We start from the raw sequence: 17,543 nt of genomic DNA on the forward strand, positions 1-17,543 counted from the left end.
CCGAGGTGAACCGGTCACCCGTGAGCTGCATACCGTCACCCGAGTCCCCCGCAAACCGGATGATCACCCGATCCAGACGCCGGACATCCTTGGCGGGCGCCGTCCGCGTCTCGGGCGGCGCGGTCGTTTCCACAGACATGCTTGGGTCGGCTCCTGTCGGTCCGTGACTCGTCTCGCGGCGGCACCGAATAGTGCGTACACCTGGTCCGGAGGCTAGTGACGGCCGTTAGAGGGGCGCTCGCGTCCGTCCGGGCGTAACGCACGGGGCTCGTCGCACGACGGCGCCGGCACCGGCCGCCCGCCGCGTTCCGCCGCCGCTGTACCGAGGTGCCGTACCGTCTGCGCCCCGACGACGCGGGCCGCACGCGCGGTGACGCCGGCCCGGCCCGCCCGGCCCGAAGGGAGACCATCTTCATGACAGCTTTCACGGCGTCCATGCAGGCGGGAACGGGCGCCTGGGTGCGGCGCTTCCAGCCGGCTCCCGACGCCCCGCACCGCCTGGTGTGCTTCCCGCACGCGGGCGGCTCGGCGTCGTACTACGTTCCGTTCACCCGTGCCCTAGCCCCGGGCGTCGACGTGCTGGCGATCCAGTACCCGGGGCGTCAGGACCGGCGCGGGGAACCGTGTGTCGACAGCGTCCACGGGCTCGCCGACGCGCTGGTGGAGGAGTTGCGGGGCTGGTTCGACCGTCCGGTGTCGTTCTTCGGGCACAGCATGGGCGCCTCGGTGGCGTACGAAGTGGCGCGGCGCTTCGAGCGGCGCGGTCAGGTGCTGCACGGGCTGTTCGTCTCGGGTCGGCGTGGCCCGTCGACCGTGCGGGACGAGCGGGCGCATCTGCTGGACGACGAGGGGCTGATCGAGGAGATCACCCGGCTCAGCGGCACGGAGGCCCAGGTGCTGGGCGATCCGGACATCATGCGCATGGTGCTGCCGTCGCTGCGCGCCGACTACCGGGCCGCGGAGACCTACCGTCACACGCCGGGCCCGCCGCTGTCCTGCCCGTTGACGGTGCTCACCGGCGACGACGATCCGGGGGTCACACCGGACGAGGCACGGGCCTGGGCGGAGCACAGCGCGGGGCCGTTCGAGCTGAAGGTGTTCACCGGCGGCCACTTCTACCTCGAGGAGCAGGCGCCCGCCGTCCTTTCCACTCTTCGGGCGCGGCTGCGCTGACGCACCGCGAGAAACCCGGGCCACGAGTCCGCCTGCCGCCCTCCCGGCCGGGTCCTCCGGCCGGCCGGGAGCCGTTCACGCCCCGGGCTGGAGCCGGTCGGCGTGCGGCGGACCGCCGGACACCAGGGTCAGATGCCGTCGCCGGCCGCTCGGCGGAGCCGCATCCGGGCCGCGGGCCGCACGGACGGCAGGGTGCGGCACCGGTACGGCGGAGCGCGGACGCGGGACACGGGCGGACCGCGGCAGCCCCTCGGCCACGGCGTCCTGGAGGGCGTCGGCGAACAGCTCGATGTCCTCGGCGGGGTCGTCGGGGCGCACGGACGCCCGTACGGCCGTGACCACACCGCGCCCGGGCAGGTACAGCGGGGTCTCCTCCGCGACCGTCTTCCACACGACGACTCCACGGTCCGCCAGGCGGCGGCGCACCAGGGCGGCCGGCAGTTCCTCGTGCCGGAAGGTGACGATGCCGGACTGGACACGGCCGGGGGCGATCAGTCCGGTGCCGGACGTGTTCTCCACCGCGGCGCGCAGGCGGGAGCCGTTGTCCGAGGGCGCGGGTGCGGCCACCGGTGTGTGCCGGGCCAGGGCCGCGTTGAACGCGGCGACGACGGCGCCGTGCGGCGGCACGACCGGCAGACCGCCGTACGGCACCAGAGCCTGGCGCAACTGCGGTGCCACGTAGGCGAACCCGACGGACTGCGGGCCGCGCAGGAAACGCCAGCCGTCGCCGATCAGCAGCTGACAGCCGATGCGGGCGACGTCCACGGGGAGCTGCCCGACGGCGTAGGAGGCGTCGACGGCGTACAGGCAGCGGTACGGGGCCAGGATCCGGCCCGCCTCCTCCACCGGGTTGACGATGCCGCAGCCCGCCGGGACCTGCGTCACCGAGACCAGGGCGAGGTCGTCGCCGGCGTGCGCGGCCATCCATTCCAGGTCCAGGTCCCCGTCCGGGCGCAGGGGTACGACCTCCAGCCGGCAGCGGGTGCGGGCGCGCAGGGCGAAGAGGGCGCTGAGGTGGGCGGCCGACTCGTAGGGGGTCGTCCAGACGCGGTCGCGCGGGCCGAGCGGGAGCCGGGACAGAACGGCGGCGAACGCGTCGGCGGCCCCGGTGCACACCACGGTGTCGCCGGGTGGCGCGCCGAGCACGGCGGCCAGTCGCTCGTGGATCTCCCCGTGCAGGACGTCGTCGAGGCGTTCCTCCAGCTCGTAGGGCCCGTACCGGTCCTCGAAGCGCATCCATTCGGTGAGGACGTCGCGTACGGCGGCGGGCATGCGGCCGGCACCGGCCGAGTTCAGATGGACCCTTCGCTCAGCGTGGGACACCGCGTTCACTTCGGGGCCTCCCCCCGTCACTGAAATGATTGAGGCAACTTATTGCCTGATGGTTGGCAATAGATTGCCGCCAGTGATGAGGAGTTGGCAACATGCGCTCAGGCGGCGCTCAAGTGAACGGGGCGGACGAGGCGCCGGCGGCCCCCGCCCCCGAGCCGCGCCGACTCCTTTTCCAGGGATTGCCAAGCGTTGCCAGAGGCTTCCTGATTCTGCCTGGGCTCCAAATCTCCGCAGGTCATAGGTAGTTCAGCCTGGCAAGGCGGCGGGGCACGCAGGGCCCCAGGAACGTATTTCGCGCCCACCTTGAGTCTAATTCGACCAATTCCCCAGTGATTCGCGAGATGTGTTTGCCAACCTTCTTGGCAAGAGGTTGCCAAGCAACGAACACGAAATTGACACCGAGGAGCCCGCCATGAACCGCATCGCCCGGATCGCCGTCGCCGCCGCCACCACCGTCGCCGCCCTCTCCACCACCGGTGCCGCCACCGCCGCGAACGCGATCGACTGGCCGACGGCGCCGAAGACGGTCTCCGCGACGGGCTCCATCGACTGGCCGACCGCTCCCACCACCGCGACCCAGGCGAGCATCGACTGGCCGGTCGCCCCGGCCACCGCCACCCAGGCGAGCATCGACTGGCCGGTCGCCCCCGCCACCGCCACCCAGGCGAGCATCGACTGGCCGGTCGCCCCCGCCACCGCCACCCAGGCGAGCATCGACTGGCCCACCGCCCCCGCCACCGCCGGCATCGACTGGCCGGCGGTTGCCTCCGTCTGATCCGCGCCCGGGCACCAGTGCCCCATCCCGTGACGCCCCCGCAGGCAGCCTTGCCCGCCGGGGGCTTCGGCGTTCTACGGCGGCGGTACGGCAGAGGCGCGGCGTGCTTGGCAACCCTCCGACGCTCGCGCCGGCCACAACTCGCCCTCGTCATCTGCGACTCCATCACCGCTCGACCGGCCCGAGACGCCATCTCAGGCGACTGTTGCCAACATTCAGGCAACGTTTTGCCAAGCCGGAAGCCGGAAGGCTCTGTCGTAAGGAGCGGGTGCCGATGTCCATCTCCGGCCTCATCGAGCAGCAGGTCCAGGAGCGTCCCGACGCGATCGCGGTGCACTGTCCGCGGCACGCCGACGGCCGTGGCATCCGCCTGACCTACCGGGAGCTGAGCCGCGCGGCCAACCGTCTCGCCGCGTACCTGCGGGCCCGCGGCACCGGCCGCGGCGACCGGGTGGTGACCTCGCTGCGGCCGGGCCCGCAGATGGTGACCGCGCTCCTCGGGATCGTGCGGGCCGGCGCCGCCTGTGTCCCGGTCGACCCGGCCGGCCCGGCCGGGCGGCGCCGGCTGATCGTGCGCGACAGCGCGGCCACCGCGGTGCTGACCGAAGGCGCGGACGCCGCGGACTACGCGGGCCTGGACACGGTGGTCGTCGCGCTGGACGAGGAGGCTCCCCGGATCGCCAGGGGCTCTGACGCCCTGCCCGAGCAGACCACCGGCCCGGACGACGCCCTCCACGTCCGCTACACCTTCACCGGCACCGGCGCCCCCGAGCGCGTCGTCGTACCGCACCGCGCCGTGCTGGACTTCCTCCGCTCGACCGACCTGCGGCTGGACCCCGCCGACACGGTGGCCCTGGCCGCCGGGCCCGCCACCGGAGCGGCCGTTCTCGAGGTGTGGGCGACGCTCACCGCCGGTGCCCGGCTGGTCGGCCTCGGCGAGGACGCCCTCGCCGACCCGGACCGCCTTCAGGACGCCGTCCACGCCCACGGCGTCTCGGTGGTCTTCCTGACGACCGCCCTGTCCGGCCTGATCACCCGGGGTCGACCCGCCGCCCTCACTCCGCCGCGCACCGTCGTGCCGGGCATCGAGGCCTGTGAACCGCGCCGGGCGCGCGAGGTGTTCGCCGCCCCGCACCGGCCCGCCCCGGGCGGCGCCGGTGCGCTCCTGGTGGAGTCGGTGCTGACCGGCCACCCGGCCGTGTCCGCCGCCGCGGTGTCCGTGTACGGGACCGAGGACGGCGACGAACGCCTGGTGGCCCACGTGGTACCGGCGGCCGGCACGGCCGGGGAGGATGCGTGGACCGCCGAGCGCAGACAGACCCAGGTGCTCGACGACGGCACGACCGGCGCCGGCTTCGATGCCGGCCTCACCGGCCGGCACAGCAGTTACGACGCCCTGCCGATCCCGCCGGAGCAGCTGCGGGAGTGGCGGAACGCCACCCTCGACCGGGTCCGTGAGCTGCCGCGCCGCCACGTCCTGGAGATCGGGGCGGGCAGCGGGCTGCTGCTGGCACACCTCGCCCGCGACGAGGAGGTCCACGAGTACTGGGCCACCGACTTCTCCCCCGCCGCCGTCGCCGCGCTCACCGCGCGGGTGGAGGCCGATCCGGTGCTGAAGGACAAGGTCCGGCTCGACTGCCGGGGCGCCGAGGACACCGGCGGCCTGCCCGCCGGCCACTTCGACGCGATCGTCGTCACCTCCGTGATCCGGCGCCTGCCGAGCCTCGCCCACCTGCGCACCGTCATCGAGAAGGTGCTGCCGCTGCTGGCCCCGGGCGGCTCGCTGTTCCTCGGCGACCTGCGCAACCTCGACCTCGCCCGCTGCCTGCACACCGGCATCGCGCTGGCCCGGCCCGGCGCCGCCCGCAGCGACCGGGAGGCGCTGCGCCGCGCCATCGACCGGCAGGTCGCCGCGGAGCCCGAACTGCTGCTCTCCCCGGCCGTGTTCGCCGCGCTCGCCCGCGACCTGCCCGCCGTACGCGCGGTCGACGTACGCGCCGTGCGGGGCCGGCACCACAACGAGCTGACCCGCTACCGCTACCACGCGGTGCTCTCCACGGCCGAGCCGGTCGCCGACCTCACCGGTGCGCCCACGCTCCGCTGGGGCCGGGACGTCGCCGGCGCCCTCGAGGCCGAGCACCGCCTGTCGACGGCGCGGCCCGCCGTGCTGCGGCTGGCCGGGGTGCCCAACCGCCGGGTGCACGACGAGTACACCGCCATGGAGTCCCTGTTCGACCCCCGCGAGAGCATCGACCTCGCGCCGCGGGACGCCCCCGCCCCCGACCCGGAGTGGCTGTGCCGGATGGCCGAGCGCCTGGGCTACCGGGCCCTGCTCACCTGGGGGGAGAGCCCCGACCTCCTCGACCTGGTGCTGCTCGACCCCGGGCAGGTCCCCGCGGGCGTGCCGACCGCCGGGTACGCGGCGCCCGTCACCGAGCCCGGCAGGTGCGCCAACAGCCCGGCCACCGCCGGCCGCACCGCCGGCCTGGAGGCCGCCCTGCGCGGCCGTCTCCGGGAGCGGCTGCCGGAGCACCTGATCCCGTCCGCGCTGGTGGTCGTCCCGGCTCTGCCGCACAACGCCGACGGCACGGTGGACCGTACGGCCCTGCCCGCGCCCGCCTCCGCCGCCGCCCACCCCGGCACCCAGCCCGGCACGCCGGTCCAGGAGATCGTCCGCGACCTGTTCGCCGAGGCGGTGGGCCGGCCCAGGCACCAGGTGTACGCCGAGTCCGACTTCTTCCGCATCGGCGGCGACGCGGCGTCGGCGCACCGGCTGCTGCGCCGGGTCCGCGAGACGCTCCGCGCCGAGCCGGGCGTCCGGGCGCTGTACGAGGCGCCGACCCCCGTCGCGTTCGCCGCGCTGGTCGGCGACGCCCCGGCCGCGCTGACCGGGCCGGGCGCCACGGCCGGTGACAGCCGGGAGTTCTCGGTGCGGCTGCGCGGCGCGCTGGACGGCCGCGCCCTGGCGGCGGCGCTGGAAGACCTCGGCCGGCGCCACCCCTCGCTGCGCAACTCCCGGCTCGGCTCGGCGGGCACCCGGCTGCACGCGCTGGCGGCCGACGACCACCTGCTGGAACTGGCCCTGCCCGCCGAGTCGGTGGACCTGTGGTCCCATGTGCCGCTGGCCGCCGACATCGCCCGCGCCTACGGCGCGCGGGCCACCGGGGCCACCCCGCGGCACTCCCCCGCCGGGCTGGACGCGGCCCCCCGCGCGGTCGCCGGCGACCTGCCGCCCACCCCGCTGCCGGGCAGCGCGCCGGGCGCGGCCCACGCCCCGCACGGCCTCCTGGAGAGCGAACTGGACGCGGATCTGCACGCGCGGCTCACCCGGTTCGCCGCCGAGCACGGCACCACGCTGTTCATGGTGGTGCACACCGCGCTCGCCGCCCTGCTGAACCGGCTCGGCGCGGGCGACCGGGTCACCGTCGCGGCCCCCGTCCCGGCCCGGGACACCGCCGCGCTGCGCGAGGCCGTCGGCCCGTACGGACGGGTCCTGGCCCTGACGGTCGACACGTCCGGCGATCCGGCCTTCACCGAGCTGCTGCGCCGGGTCCGCGAAGGGGACCTGGCCGCCTACCGGGACGGCGAGGCGGCGCTGGCGGCGCTGCCCGGCGGGATCGCGCTGACCGTGCTCCAGGAGTGCGTCGGCAGATTCACGGCGGCCGGACTGTCCGTGCACGCCGAGCACTGCACACCCGCGGTCCCGGCCGCGGACCTGGGGCTGACGCTGACGGAGCGGCAGAGCCCCGCGGGCGCCCCGGCGGGGATCGCCGTCACCGTCACCTTCCGCCGCGAGACGGTCGGCGAGACGGCGGCCGCCAGTCTCACCGGCCGGCTCGTCGCCGTACTGCGCTCGGCCCTCGAGGCACCCGAGGCGCCGATCGGCCGGCTGCGGCTGCTGCCCGGACCTGCCGCCGGGGGCGGGGTGTGGGCGGGCGCGGACGTGCCGCCCGTCCGGCAGGACGTGGCGTCGCTGTTCGCGGCCCAGGTGGCACGGGCGCCCGGGGCGCCGGCGCTGGACGGCCTGGACTACGCCGAACTCGACGCCCGCTCCGACCTGTTGGCACACGCCCTCATCGAGCACAAGGCCGGTCCCGGCAGCTGCGTGCTCACCGCGCTGTCCTCACCGGCCGGGTTCGCGGTGGCCGCGATCGCCGTGGCGAAGACGGGAGCCGCGCTGCTGCCGGTCGACCCGTCGCTGGATCTCGACGAGTCGCCGGCCCCCGTGGTGCTGCTGCTCGACGAGACCGCCGACCTGCTGCTGCCGGCCGTGCCCGGCGCGGCCCGGCTGGTCCGCGAGGACGCCGCCGACCGGCTGCCGCCGGCCGGGCACTGGCCGGTGACGGAGGCCGACCGCATCCGGCCGCCGCGCGGCGGGGACCCGCTCCTGCTGCTGCCCGGTGAGGGCGGCACCGTGGCGGTGGGCGGCGAGGCCGTCGCCGCGGCGACGCTGGCGGCACCGGCCGACGCGGCCTGGCTGGTGCGCGGCTACCCGGACGGGGACGCGGCGATCGGCCTGCTGAGCGCCCTGGCCTGCGGCGCCCGCGTGCACGTCCCGGACGGTTCCGTCACCCGTGACGTGCCGCACGAGGTGCTGGGGTGGCTGCGCCGGCAGGGGGCCCGGGTGGTGCTGGGCGGCGCCGACGACGTGCTGTGCGCGCTGGTGTCGCTCGCCCGGACCGAGGGCGCCGAGCTGACGGTGAGCGGCGGCTGGGCGGAGGCGAGGCTCGTCGTCGAGCACGTGCCCGGTGCCCCGGCCCGCCCCGCTCCCGGCCACCGGGCCTATCTCCTCGACCCGGCGCTGCGCCCGGTGGGCCCGGGCGGCACCGGATCCCTGTACATCGCGGGCGCCGGTGTGGCCCGGGGCTACGCCGGGGCGCCGGGGGCCAGCGGCGAGCGGTTCCTGCCCGACCCGTTCGGCGGCCCGGACGGCGCCACCGCCCTGATGTGGCGCACCGGCCGCGCCGCCCGCCTGGACGAGTACGGCAATCTGCGGGTGCTCGACGGACCGGCCCCCGACGACCCGTTCGCCGACGCGTGCGCCACCTTCCTGGTGCTGGCCGACGCCACCGGCCACCGCGCCCTGTGGCCCGCGACGGCCGCCGTGCCCGAGGGCTGGTACGCGACCCACGCCGCGGACCGGTACGACCTGTGCCTGGACCACATCGACGAGCACGAGCCGTTCTGAGGGCGTGGGCAGCGCCGGGGCCCGGAAAGTGCGCGAGCGGCGCTCACACCCCGGTCGCCGCCGAGCCCCTCTGCACGGCGGACTGGGCCAGCGCCTCGGCGAGGATGCGCCAGATCTGCGCGGCGAGATCGACGTTGGCGTCGGCCTGGGCCTGTTCGGCGAGGGCCCGCAGGCCCTGGATGCCGCGCTCGTCGCCGGAGCGGATGAGCAGCTGGTGGCGCAGGATGTCCATCTGCACGCGCTCCCGGTAGGTCATGCGGTTCTCCGCCTCGGCGAGTTCGCCGAGCAGGGCGCGCGCGTCGTCGTACCGGGCGGTGGCGAAGGCGAGGTCGGCCTTGAGCGCGACCAGCTGCTGACGCAGTCCGGGGGTGCCGACGAAGGCCAGTGCCGACTCGGCCGCGGTGAGGCACCGTTCGGCCGCCTCGGGGTCCGGCGGCGTCTTCTCCAGGTGCAGCCGGCCGGTCGTGAGCCTGAGTCGGAGCCACAGCACCAGGTCCTCCCCGCTGCTGAACTTCTCCACCGCCTCCTCCAGGTAGGCCTGTGCGGCGGTGTGGTCGCCCTGCCGCAGGCGCACCGCCGCGGCGGTCCACATCGCCTCCGCCCACAACGCGTCCGTCCGGCCGGCGACCAGTTCGACCAGCTCGTCGGCGTGGGCCCGCGCGTCCGGCATCCGGCCGGCCTCGCCCTCCACCGAGACCAGGGCCAGCAGCACCGCGGCACGGTCCTCCACGTCGAGGTCGTCCTCGCGGGCGAGATGGTGGGCGGTCATCGCCGCGTCGAGGGCGTCCTTGATGTCACCGAGCGAGCGCAGGCAGCGGGCGAGCCGGGTCAGTCCGCGCACCCGCAGCGCGGTCAGCCCGACCGTGTCGCCGAGCTGCACCAGCTCCTCCAGGTACTCGCGTTCGCCGACGTGGTCGCCCTGGACCCGGCGCTGCCGGGCCAGTTGCCACAGCGCCTGCCAGCGCAGTGCCGGCGTCTCGTGCCCCTCGGCCGCCAGGGCCTCGCGGAGCGTCTCCAGCGCCGCGTCGGAACCGGTGGAGGCGACCAGCGACAGCGCGTTGGCGAGGGAACCGCCCGCGGGTTCCTCGAAGTCGGCCACCTCCAGGCCGAGCCGTTCGGCGAGGTAGGCGACGGCCCGCTCGGTGGGCTGGCGGGCGCCGGACTCCAGCCGGGAGAGGTATCCCGTGGACATGCCGTCGCCGGCCAGCGCGGTCTGGGACAGCCCGCGGGCCTGGCGCAGTTTCCTCAGACGGCTGCCGAACGCGGGCTGTTGCAGCATGTGACCATTCCCTGGGGACGGACGAGTGGGGGGCGGCCGCGGGGCGGGACGGGCGAGCCACCGCGAGCCGCAACGAGCGTAGGGGGCCGGGCAACAGCCGGGCAATGTTTTGCCAGAGGCCGTGCCTTGGGCCTCGTGCGGGTCTCACGGGACTCTCTTGCGTTCCTCGAGCGGTTCTTTACCGGATCCGGGGAGCATCTCAAGCGTCGGTGGCGGTGCCTGCGCACCGGCCCGCCAAGGTCACGGGAGCCGTCCCGTCCGTATCGCCACGGGAGTCGTCCATGAAGCAGTCGGTTCCTGCCCGCCGTGCTGCCCGCGAGGGCCGCTCCGGCCGATCGGGACCGCTGCCCGCCGCGCCCGGTGACGACGACATCGACTGGCCCAGGTGACGGTCACGCCCCGCGGTCGTGCCGGGCGGGCGGGGGCGCGGCGGCTCAGTGCCGGGCCGCCGACGCGCCGGCCCGCTGCAGCGCGCTCGCCAGTGTGCGGGGGCCGTCCGGGTCGTCGCAGGCGCCGCCGACCACGACCAGGGGCGGGCGCACCCCGGGCCCGGTGACCTGGTGTGCCAGTGCGCAGGCGAGGGCGCCGGCGCCGGAGTACCCGCCGAGGACCAGCCGGTCGCAGGAGCGGGCCAGTGCGGCCAGGGCGCCGGTCTGGGCGGTTTCCCCGCCGGTGGTGACCCGCAGCGCGGTCAGCGCCTCCGGGCCGCGGTAGTGCCGCAGGAGTTCCCGGTGCCCGGTGCGCGGTGCGCCCGGGACGTCGAGCAGGCACACGGTCGCCGCCGTGGGCGCCGACGCGCCGCGCAGCGGCAGCAGCGGCGCCGCGTCCCGGGCGGCGGGACCGTCCGGCACCCGGGGCGTGGCCGCGTCCGGCAGCAGGGCCAGCACGTCGCCGACGGTGGTTCCGGCGGTCGCGGCGCCGGGCAGCAGGCGCAGCAGCCGTGCGGTGTGCGCCAGCAGCGTGCGGGCGGTGCCGCCGTCGACGAGGTCGCGGTCGTACGCGCAGGTGAGCACGAGGGCGCGGCGGGCGTCGTGGCCGACGCGCAGCCGCAGGGCGTACCCGGCGGGCGATCCTGCGGCTTCCTGCTCCTCCAGGCGAATCCCGTGCGCGGCGAGTTCGTCACCGTAGGCGGTCTCGGGCCGCGGGCCGCAGTCGAAGGCGAGCAGGCCGCCGGCCCGTGCCCCCGGGTCACCGCCGGCGGCCGGTTCTCCGGCCGCCGTCCCTTCGTACGCGGCCATGTCCAGGACGCGGTCGCGCAGTTCCCGCAGCAGTGCGGGCAGCTCCAGCGCGGGGTCGACGTCGACCGTGACGGGCAGCGCGTTCTCGAACGGTCCGGGGACGCCCTCGATGCCCTCCAGGAGCAGTCCCCGCCCGGGGAAGTCCAGGCCGAAGCCGACGGTCGCGGGCCCGGGCGCGGCGCCGGACGCGCGGTAGAGGAGCGTCGCCCACACCGCCTGCAGCACGCTGCTCTCCGCGACGCCCCAGCGCGCCGCCCAGTGGGCGAGGTGCGCGCTGTCCTGCGGGGACAGGGCGGCGCGCAGCACGCCGGTGCCCGAGCCGCCGGCCGGGCGGGGCCGGGGTGCGCCGGGCGGGGCCTTCGGGCGGGCGGGCCGGTGCCGGAGACCGCCGGCCGGGGTGAGGTCCCGGGCGCGGAGCCAGCGGGCGCAGTCGCCGAGGTCGGGACGGCGTTCGCCGCCGGGCAGCACGCCGTCGGCGAGGTAGGCGCGGCAGCACTCGCGCATCAGCAGCCGGATGCTCCAGCTGTCCAGCAGGGCACGGTGGTAGGTGACGAGCACGTCGGTGAAGGGTGCCGCCGGATCCGCCGGGCCGCTGTCCAGCAGCACCACCCGCACGGCTCCGGGGCGTCGCAGGTCGAAGGCGCGGGCACGCTCGCGGGCCAGCAGTGCCGCGCGCCGGACCGCCGTGCCGTGGGTGTGGTGGACGACGTCCGTGCGGCCGCGGTCGAAGACGACGGCGCGTGGCCGCGGGTCCCATACGAAGGCGGTGCGCAGCACGCTCTCGCGTTCGCCGACGGCCTGCCAGGCGGCCCGGAAGCGTGCGGTGTCGAGGGGGCCGTACCAGCGCCAGACGACCTGCTCGGCCTGGTGTTCGGGCCGGGCCAGGGCTTCGGCGAGCCGCTGCTGCTGCACGGGGGTGACCGGCTGGGTGCGCGGCAGCGTTCCGCAGGGCCGCCGGGCCGGTCCGGTGGCCGCTGCGGTGCCGGGCCGGGGCCGCGGTCCGGGCTCGGGCGCGGCGGTGAGCAGGTCGGCGAGCAGACCGGCGGGATAGGGCGCCGACGTCCCGTCGCCGCCGGGGAGTTCGACGGTGTGCAGGTCGGGCCCGTGGCGCAGCAGCCGGGGGCCCGGGTGCCGGGCGCCCGGCCGGATCTCCGCGATGCGGTGCAGGGCCTGGTGGAAGCGGGCGGGGTCCAGTGGTCCGTGCACTTCCAGGGTGCCGTGGGTTCCCCGCTCGGGGTCGATCACGGCGCATACGGCGCCCGTCCGGCCGTCGTTCATCGCCTCCCCCTCTCGGACACCCCCGTACGGAACGGACGTGCGCCCGCCGGCTCGGCGGACCGGCCCGTGCGCCCCGGAGGGCGCGGCGACGCCGCGGGGGGCGGGAGGCGGCGGGAAGGCGCCCCGGTGCGCACGCCCCTGCCTCGCCGGGCCGCACCGCGCGCCCCCTTCGGTCCGGGCCGGCCGTGCATCGGCGGCCCGGGCGTCCGGCAGGCGCACGGCTGCGGTCGTGACGGTGCTGCGTACCGGCCGCTCTGACGCTCCCTCATGGCCGCCTCCACACGTCGGCCTCTTCACGCTAGCTGTGCCGGCGCGCCCGCGTCCGTTTCCTCCAGCGCCCCGCGAACCGTCCCCGAGCCGGTCTGCAGCGCGTCAGAACGCGTGCGGCTCGCCGGCGTTCCCGGCCACGAGCATGTCGTGGCACTGCGCGATCCGGCCCGCGGCGTCGAAGCGGAACTCCGCGACCAGCGACCAGGCCGCCCGCCCGGCGCGCGCGGTCGCCCGCAGCACCACGACGTCGCCGTCGGCGAGGATGCTCTCGACCGTCAGTCCCAGCCCGTCGGGCAGCGCCCGCCCGGTGCCGGTGAGGCCCGCCCAGTGGCGGGTGAGCTGGTTGACCTCGCCCCGGTTGCCCGACTCGACCAGTGCGAGGACGAGTTCCTTGTTGCGCTCGCGCAGGCTGCGCGCGGTGAGGAGTTCGTGCAGCACCCCGCTGAGGGGCTCGGTCAACGTGGGCACCATGACGAGAGGCCCTTCTCATGGTTCGTCATCCGATACGGCCGGCCGGGAAAGCATGACCGTCCGCACTGGAGAAATGATGGAGGCCGAATGAAACGCGCCGGGCCTCGACGGGATATACCGCGTCAGCGCACTTCCTCGCGTGCCGGCGGAATCCCGCCGAAAGTCCCGCGCAATTCCCGCGGCTTTCCGCGGAAGCGGGCGGTGCCGTCCGTCACGCCGCGAACAGGTCGAACGTCGAGGTGTGGCGCGGCCCCGCCAGCACGTCCAGCTGCGGGTCCACGGACAGCATGGCCTGGTGCAGGCGCTGCAGCTGCGGGGAGGGTTCCACGCCGAGGTCGTCGATGAGGCGCATGCGCAGCCTGCGGTAGACCTCCAGTGCGGTGGCCTGCCGGCCCGACCGGTACATCGCCACCATGACCTGGGAGTGCAGCCCCTCGTGGTGCGGATGCCGGGCGGTCAGCTCGGTCAGCTCGGCGATCAGCTCCGAGTGGCGGCCGAGCCGCAGGTCGGCGTCGATGCGCCGCTCCACGGTGACCAGCCTGCTCTCCTGCAGCCGCATCACCTCGATGTCGAGGACCGGGCCGAGTTTCACGTCGACCAGCGGGGCCCCGGTCCACAGGTCGAGGGCCGCGCGGAACCGCGCCGCGGCCACCTCGTCGTCCCCCTCCTCGAACGCCGTCTGGCCCTGGCGGACCAGCTCCTCGTACTGGTGCACGTCGACACAGCTTCTGTCGATCTGCAGCAGGTATCCGCCGTGCCGTGTGGCGAGAATGTCCTTCGCCCCGGTCGGCGCGCCCGGTCCCATGGCCGTGCCGAGCCGCCTGCGCAGTTGCAGGATGTAGGTCTGAAGGGTCGTCAGCGCGCTCGCCGGAGGCTCGGTTCCCCACAGTTCCTCCATGAGCGTGGGAACAGGCATGACCCGCCCCGGGTACAGCGCCAGCAGCGAAAGAATCTGCCGCGGCTTGCCGGCCGTCGGAACGATAGATCCCCCGTTGACCTCGGCACTCAACGGACCCAGAACCTGAATCTTCATGGTGGCCTCCCCACCTCGTCGAGTTCCTTGTCCAGTTCCTTTGGTGGCCAGAAATCTCCGCCGTTACGCACGCTAGCCGTGTCCGTGCCCTACAAGCGTTTTCCTGTAGCGGACCTCTAGCGGTGCTCCACACGGGGTGCCGGACGGGTCCGTACGGCGCTCGGAAACACCCGCACCTTCACTGGAATTGAACTCTCGATTCCGGTTCTGCTTTTGAAACGGCGGATAAACTCGCGGCGCGTGTGCTCTTTTCCCGCCCCCGCGGGCCGGGGCGGGGATCGGACGGGTCCGGCGGTGGGCCCACCGGCTCGGGCAGGACGACGGTGTGCGGTGCGGACCGGTCCCACGGGAACCCCTGGTGCAGCTCCAGGTGCGGGGCGCAGCCCTCGTCGGCGGGTACGGCCACCGCGGCCAGCACGTCGGGCACCGGCTCCAGTTCCAGGAACCGCCAGCGCCCGGCCCGGTCGTCGGCGGGCGGCCGGAAGCCGAGCACGCCCCGGTCATCGGCCAGACAGAAGGAGAACTCGTCGAAGGGCAGCCCGAGTCCGAGCCCGCGGGCCTTGGAGTACGCCTCCTTCAGGGTCCACAGCCTGAGCACCCGGCGGTCCCGCTGCCGTCCCGGCGGCGCATCGGCCGCCCACCGCTGTTCCTCGGGGGTGAAGGTGGTCAGGATGGTCTCCAGTGCGCCCGCCTCCCGCCCCAGGCCCTCGACGTCGACTCCGATGCGCTGTGTGCGGACGATGCCGAGCAGGCTGTAGCCGCCCGCGTGGGAGAGGTTGAAGTCCAGGTGGTCGCCGCCTCGGGGCAGGCCGCCGGGCGACGGCTGCAGGAAGGGCCGTCCGCGCGAGGAACGCCAGATGACCAGCTCGGATTCGGCGAGTCCGGCTTCCAGCGCCAGCGCACGGCGGACCAGGGTGTGGGCGACGAGGTACTGCCGGCGGTCTCGTTCGAAGAGGAACCGGGCCGCGGTGGCGTGCTCCCGCTCGTCGAGCCAGTGCGAGGCCAGGACGGCGGCGATGGCGGGCGGGAGGGCGTCGTTGGGGCACAGCCACAGCTTCACCGGGGGCACCGTCTCGTGGGGCGGTGCGGTCCCGGCGCCGAGGGGCTCCGATGCGGTGAGGGTCATGATGTCGTGTCAGTCCGTCTCGGTTCGCCGTCCCGGTGCGGACGGCGCGGCGTCGCGGCCCTGGGGCCACCGGGGCCGAAGCGGGCGGGGAGCTGCCGGTGCGCCACGGGTGGCGTTCCCGTCAGGCGGAACGGTCCGCCAGGAGGGCGGCGGCCTCGTCGACGCCGATCCGGTCCCCGCGCACCGCGTCGAGGAGCGCGACCACCTCCTCCTGGGACAGCGGGGGTCGCTTCGCGGCCGCGGCGGCCGGCGGCTCCTGCCGCGCCTCGCCACCGGTCTGCGGGGCCGCCGGTTCCTGCCGTGGGCCCGCTGCGGCCGGAGCACCGCTGCCGGCGGCCGGCGCCGCCGGGGTCACCGCGCCGCCGGTGCGGGAGGCGATGTAGGCGGCCATGGCGGCGAGGCTGGGATGCTCGTGGACGGAGACGGGGCGTTCGCTCAGGCCGTAGACGCGGTTGACGCCGGCGACGAAACCGGACGCCAGGACGGAGTCGATGCCCAGCTCGGCGAAGGCGGCGCCGCCGTCGATCTCCCACGGGTCGCAGTGCAGGATCTGCGCCAGCTGCCGGCGCAGTACCTGCAGCACCGCGGCCGCGGCGCCGGGGTCCTGGACGGCGGGGGCGTCGTCGGCACCGCGGCGCAGGGCCGCCAGGTGGCGGGCGAGGAGGGCCGGCGTGGAGTACGCGTAGAGGTCGGCGCCGGCGATGCGGACGCCGAAGTGCCGGGTGATGGCCGCGGTGAACTCCACGGTGAGCAGGGAGTCCAGGCCCAGCACGGGAAAGGGCTGTTCGGGGTCGATCCGGTCGGGGTCGGCGTGCACGACGTCGGCCAGCACGGCCGTGAGCTCGGCAAGGATCTCCCCGTGGCCGTCGGAAGGTGCCGTCGGCTCACTGGTCATGAGGGATGCCTCCAGGGTCCGCCCCGCGGGCCGGGGGATCAGTGGGTCGGTGTCAGGGGTCCGGCGTCCGGGTCGGGCGCGGACCGGGTGGCGCGGGCGGGTGGCGTCGGGCCCAGCGCGGTCTCGGGCCCGGACATCAGGATCGAGTGCTGGAGCCGGCGCAGCCGCGGTGACGGTTCCAGGCCCAGTTCGCGCCCGAGGGTGGTGCGCAGTTGCAGGTAGGCGTTGAGCGCCTCGCCCCGCCGTCCCGAGCGGTGCAGTGCGATCATGAACTGGGCGTGCAGGTTCTCATGGGTGCGGTAACGGCTCGTCAGGACGGTGAGTTCGGCGAGCACCTCGCGGTGCCGGCCGAGTCGCAGGTCCGCCTCGATGCGCTGGTCGAGGGCGCACAGCCGGCTCTCGTCGAGGCGTTTGGCCTCCATGGCGAGCTGGGTCCCGGTGTGCACGTCCGCGAAGGCGGAGCCGGACCACAGGTCCAGGGCGGCGGCGAGGGTGCGGGAGGCGCCCGCGAAGTCACCGGCGTCCATGGCCCGGTAGCCCAGCCCGGCCAGCCGCTCGAACTCCCGGACGTCGATGGTGCCGCCGCCGGAGGAGAGCAGGTATCCGCCGGGCAGGGTGAGCAGCACCTCCTTGGCGGTACGGCGCTGCCCTCCCGCACCGTCCTGCTGTCCCGGGTCCCGGGCCAGCGCCGCCGCGATGAGTTCGCGCAGTTGCAGGACATAGGTCTGCAAGGTGGTGCGCGCGCTGCGCGGCGGCCGGCCCGACCACAGTTCCTCGATGAGCGAGGCGACGGGCACGACCCGGTCCGCGTGCAGGGCCAGCAGCGCCAGAACCTGGCGTGGCTTCGGCGCCGTCGGGGCGATGGACACCCCGTTCTCCCTCACGTCCAGTGCGCCTAGTACGTCGATGTCCACGCCGTCTCCCCTGGTCCGCGTGTGCTGTCGGCACTCCACGATTTAAAAACAGCATGAACGGTATGTCAATACGAGACCGATCGCCCTGTTTTTAACACACCTCAAGCGCCGCTACAGCGGCCCTCGAGACGGCCTCTGGCCTGGCAACTCTCAGACACAATCGCATCTTGACTCCCCCTCACCCACCACTGATCCGGCATGCACCCCACGCGAGGGAAGCCGTAAACCCCGACGTAACCGACCGTGTGACGCGTGAGCCGCGATCAAATAGACCGCGCGGTTTCTTTCTCTTCTCTTACCGGCCGGTCCCTGCCTGCCAGCCCTGCGAGGCGCGGTAGCGCCCCTGCCGCCACCACAGGGCGCCGGCGGCCGGCCGCGTCCGCGCGTCCTGCTGCTCCGGCCGCGTGCGCAGGGCCAGCAGGACCACGGCCAGCGCGGCCAGTTCCTCCTCGGTCGCCGTGCCCCGCTCGACCCGCAGAGCCGCCGCCGGCCCACGATCCGTCTCGCCCATGCCGCCTCCTGTTTCGGCCACCGTCGGCCATGGCGCTCAAGGGCCGCTCTCGGCCCGGTG

The 17,543-nt window shown here is 75.1% G+C and carries 12 protein-coding genes; 3 read left to right on the forward strand and 9 right to left on the reverse strand.

Features of this window, described 5'->3' with window-relative positions; all coding sequences use genetic code 11:
* Positions 1-414 precede the first annotated feature (414 nt).
* The gene (locus ACGFZN_RS38605) at positions 415-1,173 is read left to right on the forward strand and encodes a thioesterase II family protein (protein WP_393863160.1); all 759 of its coding nucleotides are present in this window, start codon (positions 415-417) and stop codon (positions 1,171-1,173) included.
* 75 nt (positions 1,174-1,248) lie between these two features.
* Here ACGFZN_RS38605 and ACGFZN_RS38610 read toward each other — a convergent pair whose 3' ends face one another.
* The gene (locus tag ACGFZN_RS38610) at positions 1,249-2,445 is read right to left on the reverse strand and encodes an aminotransferase class V-fold PLP-dependent enzyme (RefSeq protein WP_393863161.1); all 1,197 of its coding nucleotides are present in this window, start codon (positions 2,443-2,445) and stop codon (positions 1,249-1,251) included.
* Between the two features lie 472 nt (positions 2,446-2,917).
* Here ACGFZN_RS38610 and ACGFZN_RS38615 point away from each other — a divergent pair, with 472 nt between their 5' ends.
* Both ACGFZN_RS38615 and ACGFZN_RS38620 read left to right on the forward strand, forming a co-directional pair.
* Positions 2,918-3,280, forward strand: coding sequence for a hypothetical protein (locus ACGFZN_RS38615; protein ID WP_393863162.1), 363 nt, complete (start codon positions 2,918-2,920; stop codon positions 3,278-3,280).
* A 274-nt stretch (positions 3,281-3,554) separates the two neighbouring features.
* The gene (locus ACGFZN_RS38620) at positions 3,555-8,468 is read left to right on the forward strand and encodes an AMP-binding protein (RefSeq protein WP_393863163.1); all 4,914 of its coding nucleotides are present in this window, start codon (positions 3,555-3,557) and stop codon (positions 8,466-8,468) included.
* A 43-nt stretch (positions 8,469-8,511) separates the two neighbouring features.
* Here ACGFZN_RS38620 and ACGFZN_RS38625 read toward each other — a convergent pair whose 3' ends face one another.
* The 8 genes from ACGFZN_RS38625 to ACGFZN_RS38660 form a co-directional block, all read right to left on the reverse strand.
* On the reverse strand, positions 8,512-9,747 hold the full coding sequence (locus ACGFZN_RS38625) for a helix-turn-helix domain-containing protein (RefSeq protein WP_393863164.1): 1,236 nt from the start codon (positions 9,745-9,747) through the stop codon (positions 8,512-8,514).
* Positions 9,748-10,181: 434 nt separating this feature from the next.
* Positions 10,182-12,263: a condensation domain-containing protein gene (locus ACGFZN_RS38630; RefSeq protein ID WP_393863165.1), complete on the reverse strand. Its 2,082-nt coding sequence runs from the start codon at positions 12,261-12,263 to the stop codon at positions 10,182-10,184.
* Positions 12,264-12,635: 372 nt separating this feature from the next.
* A complete protein-coding gene (locus ACGFZN_RS38635; RefSeq protein WP_393863166.1) occupies positions 12,636-12,992 on the reverse strand; it encodes a hypothetical protein in 357 nt (118 codons plus the stop codon).
* 223 nt (positions 12,993-13,215) lie between these two features.
* Positions 13,216-14,037, reverse strand: a complete 822-nt coding sequence (locus ACGFZN_RS38640; RefSeq protein ID WP_393863167.1) for a BTAD domain-containing putative transcriptional regulator — start codon at positions 14,035-14,037, stop codon at positions 13,216-13,218.
* Between the two features lie 178 nt (positions 14,038-14,215).
* On the reverse strand, positions 14,216-15,163 hold the full coding sequence (locus tag ACGFZN_RS38645) for a 4'-phosphopantetheinyl transferase family protein (RefSeq protein WP_393863168.1): 948 nt from the start codon (positions 15,161-15,163) through the stop codon (positions 14,216-14,218).
* Positions 15,164-15,284: 121 nt separating this feature from the next.
* Positions 15,285-16,058 carry a phosphopantetheine-binding protein gene (locus ACGFZN_RS38650; protein WP_393863169.1) on the reverse strand — a complete coding sequence of 258 codons (774 nt, stop codon included), beginning with the start codon at positions 16,056-16,058 and terminating at the stop codon, positions 15,285-15,287.
* Positions 16,059-16,096: 38 nt separating this feature from the next.
* The gene (locus ACGFZN_RS38655) at positions 16,097-16,972 is read right to left on the reverse strand and encodes a BTAD domain-containing putative transcriptional regulator (RefSeq protein WP_393863170.1); all 876 of its coding nucleotides are present in this window, start codon (positions 16,970-16,972) and stop codon (positions 16,097-16,099) included.
* A 295-nt stretch (positions 16,973-17,267) separates the two neighbouring features.
* Positions 17,268-17,483, reverse strand: a complete 216-nt coding sequence (locus ACGFZN_RS38660; protein ID WP_393863171.1) for an acyl-CoA carboxylase epsilon subunit — start codon at positions 17,481-17,483, stop codon at positions 17,268-17,270.
* Positions 17,484-17,543: the final 60 nt, after the last annotated feature.

Source organism: Streptomyces sp. NPDC048192, from assembly GCF_043202415.1.
In the GTDB taxonomy this organism is placed as follows: Bacteria; Actinomycetota; Actinomycetes; order Streptomycetales; family Streptomycetaceae; genus Streptomyces.